This window comes from Amycolatopsis sp. FBCC-B4732 (assembly GCF_023008405.1).
Lineage (GTDB): Bacteria > Actinomycetota > Actinomycetes > Mycobacteriales > Pseudonocardiaceae > Amycolatopsis > Amycolatopsis pretoriensis_A.
This window is the reverse complement of the sequence record NZ_CP095376.1, coordinates 3,685,109-3,700,299: the sequence shown is the minus strand read 5'-3', so window position 1 is coordinate 3,700,299 and position 15,191 is coordinate 3,685,109. Positions and strand designations below refer to the sequence as shown.

Below are 15,191 nucleotides of genomic sequence, written 5' to 3'. Positions count from 1 at the left end.
CCCCGGCGGTCTAGGTGTGGGTTCCGCCGTCCACACGGATCTCCGTGCCCGTGATGAACTCGCCGTCGTCCGAAGCCAGCATCGCCACCACTCCCGCCACCGCCTCCGGGCGGGCCACCGCGTTGCCGACCTCCGTCGTCAGACCCGTCGGCAGGATCGGCAGCAGCCGGCCGAACAGCGTGAAGTCGATGTCCTGGGGCAGCCAGCTCGCCGCCGAGTCCGTGATGCCGCTCTTCACGCTGCCCGGGGCGATGCTCACCGCGCGCAGGCCCTGCTTGCCGTACTCCAGGGCCAGGGAATGCGTGAACGCCTGGATCCCGCCCTTGCTCGCGCTGTACGCCGCCATGTACGGGTGGGCGAACGAAGCCGACGTCGAGCTGAAGTTGACCACCACGCCCTTCTCGGCGGCCAGCAGTGCCGGCAGGGCCGTGCGCGTCACCAGGAACGTGCCGGTCAGGTTGACCGCCAGCACCCGGTTCCACAGCTCCAGCGACGTCTCGTGCGTGTGCGACGCCAGCAGGATGCCCGCCGCGTTGACCAGGACGTCGAGGCCGCCCAGGACCTCGGTCGCCGCGGCCACTCCGGCGGTCACCGCGGCTTCGTCGGCGACGTCCATCGTCAGCGTCTCGAGCGCGGGCAGGTCTTCGAGGCCCTTGACGTCGGTGGCCACGACCCGCGCCCCCTCGGCCACCAGGCGGACGGTGGTGGCCCGGCCGATGCCGGAACCGGCGCCGGTGACCAGGATCCGGCGATCGCGCAGGCGTTCCATGGCGATCACCGTAGCCCGGGAACTACAGCTCGGGCACCCGCTCGTCGGCGGGCGGCGGGCCCGGCGGGGTGCCGTCGCCGAACGGGCGGCCGCCGAGCTGCTCGCGGTCGTGCGGGGTCAGCCAGCCCGAGGTGTCCGGGCCGAGCGGGACGATCCCGGTCGGGTTCACGTTCTCGTGCACCACGTAGTAGTGCTCCTTGATCTGCGGGAAGTCGATCGTGTCGCCGAACCCGGGCGTCTGGAACAGGTCGCGCGTGTAGGCCCACAGCACCGGCAGCTCGGTCAGCTTCTGCCGGTTGCACTTGAAGTGGCCGTGGTAGACCGCGTCGAACCGGACGAGCGTGGTGAACAGGCGGACGTCGGCTTCGGTGATCGTGTCGCCGACCAGGTACCGCTGCCCCGCGAGCCGCTCCGACAGCCAGTCCAGCCGGGCGAACAGCTTGCGGTAGGAGTGCTCGTACGCCTCCTGTGACCGGGCGAACCCGCACTGGTACACCGCGTTGTTGACGTCGGTGAACACCTTCTGCGCGACGTCGTCGATCTCGTCGCGCAGCTTCTCGGGGTACAGCTCGGGCGCGCCGTCGCGGTGGTACGCCGTCCACTCGGTCGACATGTCGAGGGTCATCTGCGCGAAGTCGTTGGTGACGACCTGGCCGGTGGGCACGTCGACGAACGCGGGCACAGTGATGCCGCGCGGGTACTGCGGGTCGCGCTTGAAGAACGCCTCCTGCAGGCGCTCGATGCCGAGCACCGGGTCGCGCCCACCGGGGTCGAGGTCGAAGCTCCAGCTGCGTTCGTCGTGCACCGGCCCGGCGATGCCCATCGAAAGCACCGGCTCCAGGCCCAGCAGCCGCCGGACGATCACCGCGCGGTTCGCCCATGGGCACGCACGGGCCACGACCAGCCGGTAGCGGCCGGGTTCGACCGGCCAGCCGTCGCGGCCGTCGGCGGTGATGCGGTCCGGGAGGTAGTTCAGGTCCCGCTGGTACTCGCCCTTGTCGCTCATCGCGTCCTCGGCTCCTCGTCGGTCGGGGGAGTGGCGTCGAGCACCGCGGCCAGCCGGGCCAGCACCGGCCCGGCCGCCCGGATGTCCTCGGCGCTCAGGTGGTCGAACACCGAAGCCCGCACGCGGGCCAGGTGGCTCGGGAACGCCGCCTCCAGTCTGGCCAATCCGGCGGCGGTCAGCACGGCGTTGGATGCGCGCCCGTCTTCCTTGCAGCGCCGCTTCTCGACCAGCCCGCGGCGGGTGAGGTCGTCGACCACCCGGCTGATCCGGCTGAGCGACAACGCCGTCGTCGCCGCCAGCGCGGAGATGCGGAGCAGGTGGTCCGGGGCTTCCGACAGCGCGACGAGCACGCCGTAGTCGCTGACCGTGAGACCGGTCTCCGGCAGGAACTGGTCCTCCAGGGCGCGCGGGAGCACGGTCGTGACGCGGATCAGCGACCGCCAGAACGCGGCTTCTCCGGTGTCGAGCGCGGAAAGATCACCCATACCGGCGACTCTACCGAAAGCTTGCTTGCGCAACCAGCCAAAGTGAGTAGAGTGTCGTTGAACCCTCAATCACCCGGGGGCCGCCACGAGGAGAGAAGAACAGCGATGACCAGCGCGACCACCTACCCCCAGCTGACCGGCGAATACACCCTCGACGCCGCCCACTCGCGGATCGGGTTCGTCGCCCGCCACGCCATGGTGACCAAGGTGCGCGGCAGCTTCAACGAGTTCACCGGTGCCGCCACGATCGACGGCGACGCGCCGGAGAAGTCGAGCGTCCAGGTGACCATCCAGGCGCACAGCATCGACACCCGCAACGCGGACCGCGACGGGCACCTGAAGAGCAACGACTTCCTGTCGATGGACGAGTACCCGCAGATCACCTTCACCTCGACCGAGGTCAAGCAGACCGGCGAGACCTCCTTCGACGTCACCGGCGACCTGACCATCAAGGACGTCACCCGCTCGGTGACCGTCCCGTTCGAGTTCGAGGGCTCCGCGAAGGACCCGTTCGGCAACGACCGCATCGGCTTCGAAGGCTCCACCACGATCAGCCGCAAGGACTACGGCATCACCTGGAACGCCGCCCTCGAGACCGGTGGCGTGCTGGTGAGCGACAAGGTCACCCTCGAGTTCGAGATCTCCGCGATCAAGAACGCCTGACTTCGCCGAGCGGGGACCGGGCTCACCGGTTCCCGCTCGCCCGCAGGTTTTCGATCCCGACGTCGAGCGCCGCTTCGAGGTGGTCGATGCGCCCGGTCGACAGCATCACCACCACGCCGCCCTGGATCCCCGCCAGCAGGGCGGCGGCGGTGCGTTCGGGGTCGGTGTCCGCGGCCACCTCGCCGGCCGCTTGCAGGTGCCGGATGCCGGCCGCGATCTCCTGCCGCCACCGCTCCAGCATCTCGCCGACGACGGCCTGCGCGCCCGGTGTCGCACGGCCGAGCTGGGAGATCAGCACGTTGAGCGGGCAGTGCTGCCCGCGTTCGGTGTAGTGCGAGACGACCGTGTCGCGCCAGCGCCGCCACGCCGCCCACGACGTCAGCCCGCCCAGCTGGGGCTGCTGGGCCGCGATCACCTGATCCGCTTCGTAGCGGGCCACTTCCAGCAGCAGGTCTTCCTTGCCGCCGGGGAAGTAGTGGAAGAGCTGGCTCTTGCTCGTGCCGGTCCGCGCCCGGACGTCGTCCAGCGTCGTGACGGCGACGCCGCGCTCCCGGATCTCCTCCGCCGCGCCTTCGACGATCCGCTGCCGCGTCGCCGCGCCCTTGGCGGTCAGCTGCTTGGTGGCTGGACTCACGGGTCCAATCTAGTCCGTTCGGGCGATTCCGGCCCGGAGAGGTGTGCGGAACCCCGCGGATGGGGAATCGTTTTCCCGGCCCCGGGGAGGGAATCATGCTGCTGGACAAGTTCGTGTTCGACAGGGAACCCGCCCAGGTCCGCCGGGTGCGCGACTGGGTGCGCGAGCGCCTGGCCACGGCGGACGAAGTGCCGGACGAGATCGCGGCGGACGTCGTGCTGATCGCGGGGGAGCTGGCCGCGAACGCGGTCCGCCACGCGATCGGCCCGGTGCGCGCGCTGCTGACGTGCGCGGATTCGACGGTGTGGATCGGTATCGAGGACTCCGGCGGAGCGGCGTGGTTCGACCCGGCGGCGCCCGACGTGGCCCCGGTCGGCACCGGCCTGAAGCTGGTCGCCGCGTGCAGCCGCCGACACGGTCACTTCCACCGCCGAGACGGCGGCAAGACGGTCTGGGCGGAGATCCCGATCGGCACCTGAGGCCCCGCCGGGCGGCGGTCAGTGCGGGGTGTTGCGCGCGTACTCCGTCAGCGCGCTGCGGTTCTGCAGGTTCGACTTCGCCATCAGGCTGGCCACGTGCTTCTCCACCGTCCGCGGCGAGATGTGCAGCCGCCGGGCGATGTCCTTGTTGCCCATGTTGTCCGCCAGCAGCTGCAGCACCTCGTACTCGCGGACGGTCACCCCCGCCGAGCGCAGGCCCGCCGGGAGGCGGTCCGAGCCCGTGCGGCGCTGGCCGACCGCGACGCCGGTCTTGCGCAGCAGCCCGCGGCACGCGCTCGCCACCGCCGTCACGTCCGCCTGGTGGAAGTACTCCTCCGCTTCCTTGAGCCACGTCACCGGGTCGCCCCAGCCGTCGGCCGCGGCGGACTCCGCCACCATGCGCAGGCCGAGGTGCCTGCTCATCGGGAACGGCGCCGCCGCCTCGATCGCCGCCGCCACCGCTTCGTCGGCGAGTTCCGGGGACCCGGCGCGGCCGTGGCGGACCGCGTCGCCCAGCAGGACGAACTGGCGGTTCCAGCGCATACCGCTGACCGCCGCCGGGGGCCGCTCGGGCGGTGCCGTGCCGTCGAGCGCCTCGACCAGCAGCCGCAGGCCGTGCTGGCCCGCCAGGTGGAAGCGGCTCGGCTGGCGCTCCTCCAGGGCCAGCACCTGCGCCAGCTCGCGGCGGGCTCGTTCGGCGTCCTCCTCCAGCAGCGAGCAGAACACCTGCGCCAGCCCGACGCTGAGCACCATCTCCTGCGCGCTGTTGCCGCCCTCGGCGCGGAAGTCGTCGAGCGCCTGCTCCATCCGGACCCGGTCCGCCTGGTGGGCGGCCACCATCGCGCGGGTCATGTGCGTGTACTGCAGCAGCGCGACGAGCCGGAGCCGGCCGAGGACGGCGAGGTTCTCGTCGAGGATCTTCTCCGCCTGCGCGAACTCGCCGCGCATCACCGCGTGCACCGCGCGGCTCGCGTCGACCGCGCAGGTGAGCGTGATCGCGCCGGTGCGCTGGGCCTCCGCGCGGGCCAGGTCGAACGTGCGGACGTCGCCCTCGGCGAGCATCCGGTGCCCGCCGAGGCGGACCAGCACCTGGGTGCGCAGGTGCGTCAGCTGGTGGCGTTCGGCCAGCCGCCGCGCCAGCTGCAGGTAGCGCTCGGCCTCCGCCAGGTCCGTCTCCAGCGCCACCATGCCGAGCACCTGCAACGCCTGGCACGACACGAACGGCACGCCGGCGCGCTCGGCCACCTCCCACGCCTGCTCGGCCAGCAGGCGAGCGCGTTCGGTGTGCGCCGGGCCCGGGACGTCCAGCCACAGCGTCGCTTCGACGGCGTCGAGGCCCGCCTTCTGCTCCTCGGTCATCTCGCCGCCGAGCGGGGCGCGGGCCTGCTCGATCTGGTTGAGGCACTCGTCGTGCCGGCCGCCGATGTAGGCCGCCCACGCCAGCTGGACGTGCAGGTCGACCGCCCGCTCCAGCCGGCCGATCTCGGCGAAACGAGCGGAAAACTCGACGGCGCGGTCGAACTGCCCGGTCTGCCCCAGCGCGTGCAGCAGGGACTCCAGCGCGTCGGCGCGGTCGTCGGGGCTCGCCGTGGCCAGCAGGTCGACGGCGCGGGTCAGCATGGTCACCGCCGTGTCGGCGGCACCGCCGTCGAGGGCGCGCCGGCCGGCTTCGGCGAACAGCCGCCCGGCGCCGGGGTGGTCCATCGCCGTCAGCCGCAGCGCCGCGGCCAGCGCGCACAGCTCGCCGGGCAGGCCCGGGTGCAGCAGCTCGACGGCGTCCGCGGCCCGGCGCGCCAGGTTCGCCTTCGTCGACGGCACGAGCCGGGCCAGCAGCGCCTCCGCGGTGAGCGGGTGGCGGAAGGCGTACCAGCCGGGCGTGGTCTCGTCGGTGGTGACCAGGTGCGCGGCGACGCTCGCGCTGATGTGGTTGTGCAGCATGCGGTCGTCCATGTCGGTCACCGCCTGCACGACCGACAGCGGGAACCGCCGGCCCAGCACAGCGGCCACCGAAAGCAGCGTCTCGCCGTCCGCGCCGAGTGCGTCGACGCGCGCGGCGATGCTGCTGATCAGCGCCTCCGGGACGCGGGCCTGCAGTTCGCCGACGACCTGCCAGCCGTTCGCGCCGCCGACGAGCAGGCCGTCGGTGACCATGCCGTGCAGCAGCTCCTCGACGACGAAGGGCACGCCTTCGCTGTTCTGCCACAACAGGTTCGCGACGGCGGTGGGCACCGCGGCCGGCTCGGTTTCCAGGCAGGCGGCGGCGAAGTCCCGGGTGCGCTCGGCGTCGAGCCGGGTCAGCTCGAAGGTGTGACTGGCCGAGCGCTGCGCCGCCGCGGTCGCCAGCCGCAGCGCCTCGCCGGGTTCGTTGCGCAGGGTCCCGATCAGCATCACCCGGCTCGACGCCAGGTTGTCGACGAGGTACTCGACGATGAACAGCGTTTCGGCGTCCGCGTTGTGCAGGTCCTCCAGCACGATCAGGCAGCCGCCTTCGCGCCCGGCCACCGACAGCAGCCGGAACACCGCCTCGGCCAGGACGAGGAGGTTGCCGTTGTCGTGCGGGCGGTCGCCGCGGTACCAGTCGGGCACGAGCCGGGCGAGCACCGGCACGAGCGGGTCGAGCTCGGGCGCCGCGGGCGGGTGGCCGCCGCGGAAGTGCGACAGCAGGGCTTCGGCCAGCGGCCGGAACGGCACCATCGGGCCGATCGAGCTGGCTCGTCCACGCAGCACGGGGAGCCCGGTCGCCAGTGCCCGTGCGGCGACGTCGGCGGCGAGCCGGGACTTGCCGATCCCGCCTTCACCGACAAGGAAGAAGGCCCCACCGTGGTCGGTGCGGGCCTTCTCCAGAGCCTGGGACAGGGCGCCGAGCTCCCTGTCGCGCCCGATCAGGCGCGTCGATCGGATGCCCATCGCGGTCACTATAACCGGACGGGCGTCCTCCGGGCGTAGGTCGAATTACCGACGCGGTGATCGTCTCACTATCCGGGGAAATTGCCCGTGACGACCGTGATGTCCATGGTGGTGAGGGAGTTCTGGCTGACCCGCGCCGCCTTGCCGGACAGCGCGTGGTTGCGCGCGCCCGTGCGGGAGGAAGTCGGGAGGGTCAAGTCGCCGATCGGGTTGTCCGTGCCGGCGAAGTCGTGCTCGGTCATGCAGGTGGCTCCACTCTCGGTAGTAGTCGTGCTGGGTGAAACGGAAGCTGTTCGGCGAAGCCGGCCGTGAAGACCGGCGTGGCAAACCGGGACTCAGAGGGCGAAGGTGCCGTTGGTGACGACGGTCGGCGAACCGAGCGTGTCGAGCGTGACGCCGGACAGCCGGGGCCGGGTGCCGGCGAGCGCCTGGTTGCGGGCGCCGGCGTGGTTCGCCCGCGGGAGCACCAGGGCGCCGACGGTGGCTTCGGCGGTCTCGGTCGTGGTTTCGCGCATCTGTGGTTCTCTCCTCGTGAGGTGGGGCGGGTGCGGTTCAGCGGGTCGGGGGGCGCAAGAGCAGGGCGGACGGGACGCGGGGGCCGAAACCCAGCCGCAGCAGGCCGTAGCCGATCCCGGCCAGTCCGGTGAGCAGGCCGGGGGAGGGCACGCCGTCGGGGGTGCCGCAGCGCGCGCCGTCCTGTTCGACGGCGGTCAGCAGCAGGCCGGTCCGGGTGGCGAGCGCGGCTTCCGCGCCGGTGTGGCCGGTTTCGGCCAGCACGCCGAGGACGTCGGTGATGCCGGTTTCGCCGTGGCACAGGGACAGGTCGCGCAGCGGTTCCTGGGCGGCGAGGCGCCGGACCTGCTCGTCGAGGCCGCCGAGCACCGCCGGGTCGTCGGCGTAGGCGAGCACCTGGCCGGCCAGGCCGGAGCACCAGCCGTGCCCGGTCGCGGCCTTCGCCGGCGGCAGGGTCGCGGTCTCGCGCGGGTGCCCGGACAGGGCCCAGTCGACGCCGGCCGCGCCGTGCGCGAACCCGGGGTCGGCGAGATCGGGGTCGATGGAGCGGCTCGCGAGCTCGGCCGCGTACGCACCGGCGAGCACGGTGGCGAGGTCCATGCCGGTCTGCGCGGCGACCGAGCGCAGCGCGACCAGGCCGCCGGCCAGCCCGGTGGTGAACCGCGGTGACGTCCGCGGCGTCGGAGCCGGCATCACCGCGACCGTGCGCGCGCAGAGGTCCAGCAGGTCCGGCCGGTCGAGCAGCCGCGCGAGGCGGGCCGCGGCGTAGGCGACGCCGCCGAGCCCGAGCAGGCCGCCCGGCCCGGCCGCTTCGGCGAGGTCCGGGTCGGCTTCGAGCGCGGAAACCAGCGACGGCAGACCGGAAACGGCCTTGCCGGCCAGGTCCCGGTAGCGGTCGATGCCGGTCAGTTCGGCGAGCTGGGCGAGGAACAGCGCCACGCCGGGGTAGCCCTCGCCGAGCCCGCCGCCCATCGGCAGCACGGTCCAGTACTTCTCGTCGACGAGCTCCAGCCCGACCCAGTTGACGCGCCCGTCCGCCGTGCAGGCGCGGGCGATGATGGCGTCGGCGACGCCGCACGCGGCGGAAAGCAGGTGCGCGGGCTCGGGGGTCTTGCTCGGCAGGATGCCGTCGCTGACGCCGCTGCCGGCGTGGGTCTCGGCGGCGGGCCGGGTGGCCAGCGCGGCGGAGATCAGCCACTCCTGGTCGCGGCGGTCGATCGTGGTCATGCCGGCGACCTTCGCCCGCACCGACGCCAGCGGCGTCGTGCCGAGCAGGCCGGCCAGCCGGTTGCCTTCGGTGTCCCAGACGTCGGCGGAGCCGGGCTCGCCGGTGAACATCGGGACGTCGCCCGCCCACAGGTCGGTCAGCTCCGCGGCGACGAGCGCGCGTCGGACGTCGTCGGTGCTGTCGTCGTGCAGCAGCCCGAACGCTTCGTCGCGGGCGGCCGCGTCGGCCAGCAGCGACGGGTGCGTGGTCTCGTCGAGCAGCCGCGTGTAGAAGCTGGTGGGGCGGACCAGGACGCGGACCCCCGCGCCGGCGCAGCTTGCCAGCAGGGCGGCGAACTCGGTCGCGCCGGCGGCGATGGCGTCGTACCCGGCGCGGAAGCCGGCCAGCAGCGCGGCGCCGTGCTCGGCCGGTTCGACGTCGACGCCGCCGAGGGTGGGCCGGTTGACGCCGGTGCCGATGCCGCCGGGCACCCGGACCAGCCGCATCCGGTCGGTGCCGGCGTCGAGCCAGTCGACGCGCTCCAGCGCCGGGGCCGCCGCGCGGCCGCCGCCGAGCCCGGAGATGTCCACCGCACCGTGCTCGCCGACGATCATCTGCGGCAGCAGCATCGTGCGGTGCACCGAGCGGGCCAGCAGCTCCGCGGCCGGGTCACTTTCGCCGCTCTCGGCCGGCAGCACCGGCTGGAACAGCGTTTCGATGTCGATCAGCACCGGCTGGTCGCCGGCCGCGATGATGTTCTCGAAGTGCACGTCGGTGCCGTCGAGGGCGTGCAGGAGGGCGAGCAGCACGCCCTGGCGGCGGTAGAAGCGGTCCACCTCGGTGAGGTCCGCGCACGGCCGGTGCTCGACGAACCGCAGCCAGCCGTAGCCGGGCCGGGCCAGCACGTCGACCGTCTGCAGCTCGAGGCCGGGGACGCGCGGGTTGAGCCAGCCGGCCAGCGCCGTAAACGCCGCGTGCAGGTCGAGCGGGCGCGGCTTGTAGACGACCCGCGCGCCGCTCGCGAACCGGAGTTCGCGGACCGAGCGGCCGCGCTGGTGCGCGTCGCCGGTGCCGCCGCTGACCTCGACCAGCGGGCCGGGATCGGTGCCGACGAACGCGGCCAGCGCCACGCGGTCGGCGTCGAACCGGGCCAGCAGCTCGGTGGCGGCGGCGATGGCGTGCAGCGACGCCTGCGCGGCGAGCCGGGCGAGCACCGGGTAGCGGTGCAGCAGGTCGGTCAGGCCCGCGGGGGTGCTGGTCCGGCGGACGAAGTCGGCGAAGCGCGCCTGCGGCGTCTCGCCGTCGAGGATCCCCTTGTGCCGCACCCGGCCGAGCTCCAGCACCAGGGTGCGGGCGGCGAGGCCGGCCAGCTGGTGACCGAGCTGCGCGGCGCAGCCGTCGGCGACCGGCGCGGCGTCGACGGCGGGCGAACCCGCTGCGGCACCGGCGATCGCGACGCGCACCGCGTCGGTGAAGGGGCGGAACACCGCGGCGAACGCCGTCCGCCAGTCGGCACTTTCACGTGAAAGTGCCGACCTGGGGGCCGCACTTTCACGTGAAAGTGCGGCCTCGGCGAAGTCCACCCACGCGGGGCGGGTGCCACCGGGGCGCCGCTCGTGCGGGGTCAGCCCGGCCGCCCACCAGGTGGGCGGGAGCGTCGTGGTCGCCGGGTTCGGCTGCGGGGGAATCACGGGATCGAGCATGCCAGCGGGTGACGCGGACCACATGGGGGTGCTACGCCCGCATTCCCGCGCGGCATGGGCGCGTTCTGGGGGCTCATGGGGGACCGCGCGGGGAAAGGCCTGGTCGCGAAGTGGGGGATTGGACCGTTCGGACGGGGCGGTTGCGCCGTCCGGCGGGCGGGCTGGGCGGGGGTCCGGGCGGCGCTGCGGCGGCGTGATCCCCCATGCGGGGCACCTTCGGCGCACCGGACTCCGCGCTCGCGCGCGCGGCCGCGACGCTCGCGCGCGAGGCGGACCGGGGGCGGGACCGGCGCGGGAATGCGGGGCCGCCGCACCCATGTGCGCCGGGCGCCGGCCGATGACGATTCGTCGTGAGAAGTTCGCGGCCCGCACCGCGGACGTTCCCCGAACGCACAGGGAGCGACGCACGATGACCACCTTCCAGATCGAGCAGACCCCGGACCGGCCCGCCGTGTCCGCGGGGCCCCCGCTGAAGTTCGTCCTGTCCAGCGTCGAGTCCGACTCGCACATGTGGAACCTCGTCGCCCTCCAGCTGATCATGGAGGAAATGGGCCACGAGGTCGTCAACCTCGGTGCCTGCGTCCCGGTCGGGCGGCTGCTGGCCGCGTGCCACGACGAGCGGCCGGACTGCCTGGTGATCAGCACCATCAACGGCCACGGCCACGTCGACGGCGCCCGGGTGATCTCCGCGCTGCGCTCCGACGCCGTCCTGGCCGGGCTGCCCGCCGTGATCGGCGGCAAGCTCGGCGTCCACGGCGACGCGAACAGCGCGCTGGAGGCCGAGCTGCTGGCGCTGGGCTACGACGCGGTCTTCCACGTCGGCGCCGGCGACTCCGGCCAGGCGATCGAGTCGTTCCGCGAGTTCGTCGCCGCGAACATCCGGACCTTGCGGTGACCGCTGCCCGGTCGGTGTTCAGCGCGTTCGTGGCCGAGCACCGCCGCCGCCGGACGCTCGTCGTCCAGCCGCGGATGGGATTCTCGGAACCGGAAGCGATGCGACGCGGGCTGCGCGCGGTGGCCGGCGCCGGCGTCCCGGCCGTCGGCACGGTGACGCTCGACAGCTACACCCGCACCGGGCAGCACGACCTCGCCGCGATGTCCGTCCAGTCCGGGGTCCCGCTCAACGGCTTCCCGCTGGTGGCGCTGGGCCCGGCCGTCACCGCCGGGCTGGTGGCGGACCTGCCCGGGTTCCCGGTCCAGGTGCGCCACGGCTCGGCGCAGCCCGAAGACATCTTCGCCGTGATGCTCGAAGCCGGCCTCGACGCCTCCGAAGGCGGGCCGGTGTCCTACTGCCTGCCCTACAGCAGCGTCCCGCTGCGGACTGCGGCGAAGGCGTGGTCGCGCTCGGCGTCCCTGCTGGCCGGGCAGGCCGACCGGGGAGTGGACTGCCACCTGGAGAGCTTCGGCGGCTGCATGCTCGGCCAGCTGTGCCCGCCGGGGCTGCTCGTCGCGTTGTCGGTGCTGGAGTGCCTGTTCTTCGCCGAGCACGGTGTGCGCAGCGTGTCGGCCAGCTACGCGCAGCAGACGAGCCCGGAGCAGGACGCCGAAGCGCTGTGGGCGATGCGGCGGCTGTGCGCCGAGGAACTGGCAGGCGTGGACCACCACCTGGTGCTCTACACCTACATGGGGCTGTTCCCCGAGTCCGCGGCCGGGGCGCGGGAGCTGGTCGCCGAGAGCGTCCGGCTGGCCGTGCGGACCGGCACCGAGCGGCTGATCGTCAAGACCACCGCGGAAGCGCACCGGATCCCGACCGTCGAAGAGAACATTTCGGCGCTGCAGCTGGCGCACGCGACCGCGCTGGCGGAACCCGCGCCGGCCGGGCCGCCGGGGGAGACCGAGGTGTACGCCCAGGCCCGGCTGCTGGTCGACGAGGTGCGCTCGCTCGCGCCGACGCTGACCGAGGCGCTGCCGGCGGCGTTCGAGCGCGGCCTGCTCGACGTCCCGTACTGCCTGCACCCCGACAACGGCGGCGAGACCCGCTGCGTGCTCGACGACGAAGGCCGCCTGCAGTGGTGGCACACCGGCCGGATGCCGCTGCCGCCCGCGCTCGGCGGCCGCCGCGGCGACGACCGGGTCAGCGCGACCCGGCTGCTCGCCGACCTGTCCTACCACCGCCGAAGGCTCGACCCGGTCCTGTCCTGATCCGCCCCGACCAGCTGGGAGTGAGAACGCCATGGAGCACACCGATCCGCCGGACCCGCGCACGCACCTGACCTCGGAGACCACCCGGCACGTGCTGGGCCTCCAGCACAAGCTGCTCACCGAGGCGCGCGCGTTCCTCGGCGCCCGCGGCTTCACCGAGCTGCTGCCGCCGGTGATCGGCCCGGTCACCGACCCGGGCGGGCGCGGCGCGAAGCAGGTGGACGTCGACTTCTACGGCCACCGCTACAAGCTGATGACCAGCGCGATCCTGTACAAGCAGGCGTCGCTGCTCGGCTTCTCGAAGATCTTCTACGTCGCCCCGAACGTGCGGCTGGAGCCGCTGGAGACGGCGAACACGAGCCGGCACCTCGCCGAGTTCCACCAGCTCGACGTCGAGGTCGCCGGCGCGTCCCGCGACGACGTGCTCGACCTGCTGCAGGACTTGGTGGCGCACGTGGTGCGCCGGGTCGTCGAGGACGCGGGCGACGTGCTGGAAGCACTCGGCCGCGACTCGGGCGCGTTCACCGACCTGCTCGGCGGCGCGTTCGGCCGGCTGTCGCACGCGACCGCCGTCGAGACGCTGCGCGAGCTCGGGCACCCGCAGAGCGCGGACGCCGAGATCGACTGGGCGGGCGAGGCGATCCTGTCCGAGAAGCACGCGAGGCCGTTCTTCCTCGTCGACTACCCGAAGGGCTCGCGCGGGTTCTACGACCGGGAAAGCGTTTCGGCGCCGGGTGTCCTGCGCAACTTCGACCTGATCGCGCCGGAGGGGTACGGCGAGCTGTGCTCCGGCAGCGAGCGGGAGCACGACTACGGCCGGATCGTCACGCGGATGCGCGAGACGGGCGAGAACCCGGCCAAGTACGCGTGGTACCTCGACCTGGTCCGCACCGGCATTCCCGCCAGCTCCGGGTTCGGCCTGGGGGTGCAGCGGTTCACGCGGTACGTGGCCGGGCTGGACGCGGTGTGGCAGGCGACGGCGTTCCCGAAGCTGCCGGGGGTGGTCTCGCCGTGACCGCATTGAGCGCTGCCGGTTTCCCCGCCGACCAGGTCCGGGAGCGGGCCCGGAACGGTGCCGCGGCGGTGTTCCCGGACGCTTCTTCCTACGGGACTTCCCTGTTCGGCGCGGCTTCCGCTGCTCCCGCGGATCTGCTGGAGTCGGCGCGGCTGGTGCCGCCGGTGTTCGTCCCGCGGCGCCTGGAGAAGCTGATCGAGCTGGGCCGCGAGCCGCTGTACGGCGACGTCTCGCTGGCGGCGTCGATCGGCGGGTTCGCGTCTTCGCTGCCGCTGTACCTGTCGGCGTTCGGCTCGACGCAGGTGGCGGGCGCCGGCCTGGGCGCGGCGGCTTCGGCGCAGGCCGCCCGGCTCGGCATCCCGATGGTGATCGGCGAGAACGTCGTCCCGGTGCACGGCCACGGCCGGGCCGGCGGTCCCTCGGCGGGCACGCTGCTGGAGCGCCTGCGGGCGTACGGCGACGCGGTCCCGGACGGCCTCGGCGGCGTCGTCGTGCAGCAGAGCACGGAGGACGCGGACGCGGAGGTCTGGAACCTCGTGTACTCGGACCCGTCGGCGGCTCCGCTGCTGGAGTCCGGGCGGCTGGCGTTCGAGCTGAAAGTCGGGCAGGGCGCGAAGCCGGGGCTCGGCGGGATGACGCTGGTGGATCCCGCTGCCGCCGCTTCGCTCGCTTCCTTGTACTCGGTCGACCTCTCCCTGGGGTCTTCGGTGCTGCGTAGCAGTTCACCCGGGACGTTCACGCCGGAGATCCTGCGGCAGCAGATCCGCTTGATGCGCAACAACTTCCCGCGCGCCGGCGTGTGGGTGAAGCTCCCACCGGGCCGCGACGTCGCTTCGGCGGCGGCGGTGGCGTGGGAGGCCGGCGCCGACGCGGTGACGGTCGACGGCGCCGAGGGCGGTTCGGGCTGGACGCCGACGTCGTTCGGGCCGGTGGGGCTTCCGCTGGCGGAGTGCTTGACCCGGATCGGCACCCCGGCGGGCTGCCTGCTGGCTTCGGGCCGGATGTGGGAAGGCACGCGGGTGGCGAAGGTCATCGCCCTGGGCGCCCGCGCGGCGGGCCTCGGCCGGGCGGCGCTGCTGGCGGTGGACACGGACCCGGAGTCGGGCCTGGTGCGGTTCGCGGAGGCGCTGGCGCTGGAGCTGCGGATGCTGATCAGCGCACTGGGCCAGTACCAGCCGGACGCGCTGACCCCGGAGGACGTGTGGTTCCCGGGCACGCCGGAGCGAGTGGCGCACGAGGTGCTGTCATGACCCGCGCCGCGGCACCCCTGCGGCGACCCCGGCCGACGGCGGCGGCAGCGGGGGGTGCGTGGTGACCGCCGTGGACGAGCCGCGCACCGCGGCAGCCGAGCCGCGCGCCGTGGCGGCCGAGCCGCGCATCGCGGCAGCGGAGCCGCGCATCGTGGCGGCCGAGCCGCGCATCGTGGCGGCCGAGCCGCGCATCGCGGCGGCCGAGCCGCGCGCCGTGGCAGCCGGGCCGCGCATCGCGGCAGCAGAGCCGCGCATCGCAGCAGCTGAGCCGCGCGCGGCTGCGGCTGCGGCCGTGCCGGGCGTTGCGGCGGGCGGGCCAGTGGCTGCGGCCGCCGGCGTGGGCACTGCCCCGCCCGCCGCGGAGGGTGCTTCCACCGTCGGTGGTTCCGTGATCGAGCCGCCCGCTGCGAGTGGTGGT

General features: G+C 73.5%; 15 protein-coding genes. 6 read left to right on the top strand and 9 right to left on the bottom strand.

The window, feature by feature from the left end; genetic code table 11:
* Positions 1–10: 10 nt before the first annotated feature.
* Genes MUY14_RS15790 through MUY14_RS15780 form a run of 3 tightly spaced genes read right to left on the bottom strand, consistent with a single transcriptional unit; the run spans position 11 to position 2,260 of the window.
* Positions 11–769 (bottom strand): SDR family NAD(P)-dependent oxidoreductase, encoded by a 759-nt coding sequence (locus tag MUY14_RS15790; protein WP_247023762.1) that lies wholly within the window; start codon positions 767–769, stop codon positions 11–13.
* A gap of 22 nt (positions 770–791) precedes the next feature.
* The gene (locus tag MUY14_RS15785; protein ID WP_247023761.1) at positions 792–1,775 is read right to left on the bottom strand and encodes a glutathione S-transferase family protein; all 984 of its coding nucleotides are present in this window, start codon (positions 1,773–1,775) and stop codon (positions 792–794) included.
* A complete protein-coding gene (locus tag MUY14_RS15780; protein ID WP_247023760.1) occupies positions 1,772–2,260 on the bottom strand; it encodes a MarR family winged helix-turn-helix transcriptional regulator in 489 nt (162 codons plus the stop codon). Before MUY14_RS15780 ends, MUY14_RS15785 begins: the two co-directional genes overlap by 4 nt.
* A gap of 105 nt (positions 2,261–2,365) precedes the next feature.
* Here MUY14_RS15780 and MUY14_RS15775 point away from each other — a divergent pair, with 105 nt between their 5' ends.
* Positions 2,366–2,923: a YceI family protein gene (locus MUY14_RS15775; RefSeq protein ID WP_247023759.1), complete on the top strand. Its 558-nt coding sequence runs from the start codon at positions 2,366–2,368 to the stop codon at positions 2,921–2,923.
* A 22-nt stretch (positions 2,924–2,945) separates the two neighbouring features.
* On the opposite strand, the gene MUY14_RS15770 is transcribed toward MUY14_RS15775, so the two are convergent.
* A complete protein-coding gene (locus MUY14_RS15770; RefSeq protein ID WP_247023758.1) occupies positions 2,946–3,557 on the bottom strand; it encodes a TetR/AcrR family transcriptional regulator in 612 nt (203 codons plus the stop codon).
* Between the two features lie 95 nt (positions 3,558–3,652).
* Between MUY14_RS15770 and MUY14_RS15765 the strand changes: the two genes are divergently transcribed.
* Positions 3,653–4,036, top strand: a complete 384-nt coding sequence (locus MUY14_RS15765; RefSeq protein ID WP_247023757.1) for an ATP-binding protein — start codon at positions 3,653–3,655, stop codon at positions 4,034–4,036.
* A gap of 18 nt (positions 4,037–4,054) precedes the next feature.
* Here MUY14_RS15765 and MUY14_RS15760 read toward each other — a convergent pair whose 3' ends face one another.
* The 4 genes from MUY14_RS15760 to MUY14_RS15745 all read right to left on the bottom strand — a co-directional run bounded on the left by MUY14_RS15760 (position 4,055) and on the right by MUY14_RS15745 (position 10,366).
* A complete protein-coding gene (locus MUY14_RS15760) occupies positions 4,055–6,943 on the bottom strand; it encodes a helix-turn-helix transcriptional regulator (protein WP_247023756.1) in 2,889 nt (962 codons plus the stop codon).
* A 68-nt stretch (positions 6,944–7,011) separates the two neighbouring features.
* On the bottom strand, positions 7,012–7,185 hold the full coding sequence (locus tag MUY14_RS15755) for a hypothetical protein (protein ID WP_247023755.1): 174 nt from the start codon (positions 7,183–7,185) through the stop codon (positions 7,012–7,014).
* Positions 7,186–7,278: 93 nt separating this feature from the next.
* Positions 7,279–7,458, bottom strand: coding sequence for a hypothetical protein (locus MUY14_RS15750; protein WP_160702386.1), 180 nt, complete (start codon positions 7,456–7,458; stop codon positions 7,279–7,281).
* A gap of 37 nt (positions 7,459–7,495) precedes the next feature.
* The gene (locus MUY14_RS15745) at positions 7,496–10,366 is read right to left on the bottom strand and encodes a type 2 lanthipeptide synthetase LanM family protein (RefSeq protein WP_247023754.1); all 2,871 of its coding nucleotides are present in this window, start codon (positions 10,364–10,366) and stop codon (positions 7,496–7,498) included.
* Positions 10,367–10,775: 409 nt separating this feature from the next.
* On the opposite strand from MUY14_RS15745, the gene MUY14_RS15740 reads away from it, so the two are divergent.
* From MUY14_RS15740 to MUY14_RS15725, 4 genes are read left to right on the top strand one after another with little or no spacing between them, the layout of a single operon-like run.
* Positions 10,776–11,261 carry a cobalamin B12-binding domain-containing protein gene (locus MUY14_RS15740; protein ID WP_247023753.1) on the top strand — a complete coding sequence of 162 codons (486 nt, stop codon included), beginning with the start codon at positions 10,776–10,778 and terminating at the stop codon, positions 11,259–11,261.
* Positions 11,258–12,508: a methylaspartate mutase gene (locus MUY14_RS15735; protein ID WP_247023752.1), complete on the top strand. Its 1,251-nt coding sequence runs from the start codon at positions 11,258–11,260 to the stop codon at positions 12,506–12,508. Before MUY14_RS15740 ends, MUY14_RS15735 begins: the two co-directional genes overlap by 4 nt.
* Before the next feature lie 31 nt (positions 12,509–12,539).
* The gene (locus tag MUY14_RS15730) at positions 12,540–13,523 is read left to right on the top strand and encodes an asparagine synthetase A (RefSeq protein ID WP_247023751.1); all 984 of its coding nucleotides are present in this window, start codon (positions 12,540–12,542) and stop codon (positions 13,521–13,523) included.
* Complete coding sequence (locus MUY14_RS15725; protein ID WP_247023750.1) at positions 13,520–14,773, top strand: glutamate synthase-related protein; 1,254 nt, start codon at positions 13,520–13,522, stop codon at positions 14,771–14,773. The genes MUY14_RS15730 and MUY14_RS15725 overlap by 4 nt, the downstream gene beginning before the upstream one ends.
* Here MUY14_RS15725 and MUY14_RS15720 read toward each other — a convergent pair.
* Positions 14,768–15,028 carry a hypothetical protein gene (locus MUY14_RS15720; protein WP_247023749.1) on the bottom strand — a complete coding sequence of 87 codons (261 nt, stop codon included), beginning with the start codon at positions 15,026–15,028 and terminating at the stop codon, positions 14,768–14,770. The genes MUY14_RS15725 and MUY14_RS15720 overlap by 6 nt on opposite strands.
* Positions 15,029–15,191: the final 163 nt, after the last annotated feature.

What these genes read in the sequence shown, in the direction of transcription:
- MUY14_RS15790 (WP_247023762.1), bottom strand. Translation starts at nt 769, where the DNA reads ATGGAACGCCTGCGCGATCGCCGGATCCTGGTCACCGGCGCCGGTTCC.
- MUY14_RS15785 (WP_247023761.1), bottom strand. Translation starts at nt 1,775, where the DNA reads ATGAGCGACAAGGGCGAGTACCAGCGGGACCTGAACTACCTCCCGGAC.
- MUY14_RS15780 (WP_247023760.1), bottom strand. Translation starts at nt 2,260, where the DNA reads ATGGGTGATCTTTCCGCGCTCGACACCGGAGAAGCCGCGTTCTGGCGG.
- MUY14_RS15775 (WP_247023759.1), top strand. Translation starts at nt 2,366, where the DNA reads ATGACCAGCGCGACCACCTACCCCCAGCTGACCGGCGAATACACCCTC.
- MUY14_RS15765 (WP_247023757.1), top strand. Translation starts at nt 3,653, where the DNA reads ATGCTGCTGGACAAGTTCGTGTTCGACAGGGAACCCGCCCAGGTCCGC.
- MUY14_RS15760 (WP_247023756.1), bottom strand. Translation starts at nt 6,943, where the DNA reads ATGGGCATCCGATCGACGCGCCTGATCGGGCGCGACAGGGAGCTCGGC.
- MUY14_RS15755 (WP_247023755.1), bottom strand. Translation starts at nt 7,185, where the DNA reads ATGACCGAGCACGACTTCGCCGGCACGGACAACCCGATCGGCGACTTG.
- MUY14_RS15750 (WP_160702386.1), bottom strand. Translation starts at nt 7,458, where the DNA reads ATGCGCGAAACCACGACCGAGACCGCCGAAGCCACCGTCGGCGCCCTG.
- MUY14_RS15745 (WP_247023754.1), bottom strand. Translation starts at nt 10,366, where the DNA reads ATGCTCGATCCCGTGATTCCCCCGCAGCCGAACCCGGCGACCACGACG.
- MUY14_RS15740 (WP_247023753.1), top strand. Translation starts at nt 10,776, where the DNA reads ATGACCACCTTCCAGATCGAGCAGACCCCGGACCGGCCCGCCGTGTCC.
- MUY14_RS15730 (WP_247023751.1), top strand. Translation starts at nt 12,540, where the DNA reads ATGGAGCACACCGATCCGCCGGACCCGCGCACGCACCTGACCTCGGAG.
- MUY14_RS15720 (WP_247023749.1), bottom strand. Translation starts at nt 15,028, where the DNA reads ATGCGCGGCTCTGCTGCCGCGATGCGCGGCCCGGCTGCCACGGCGCGC.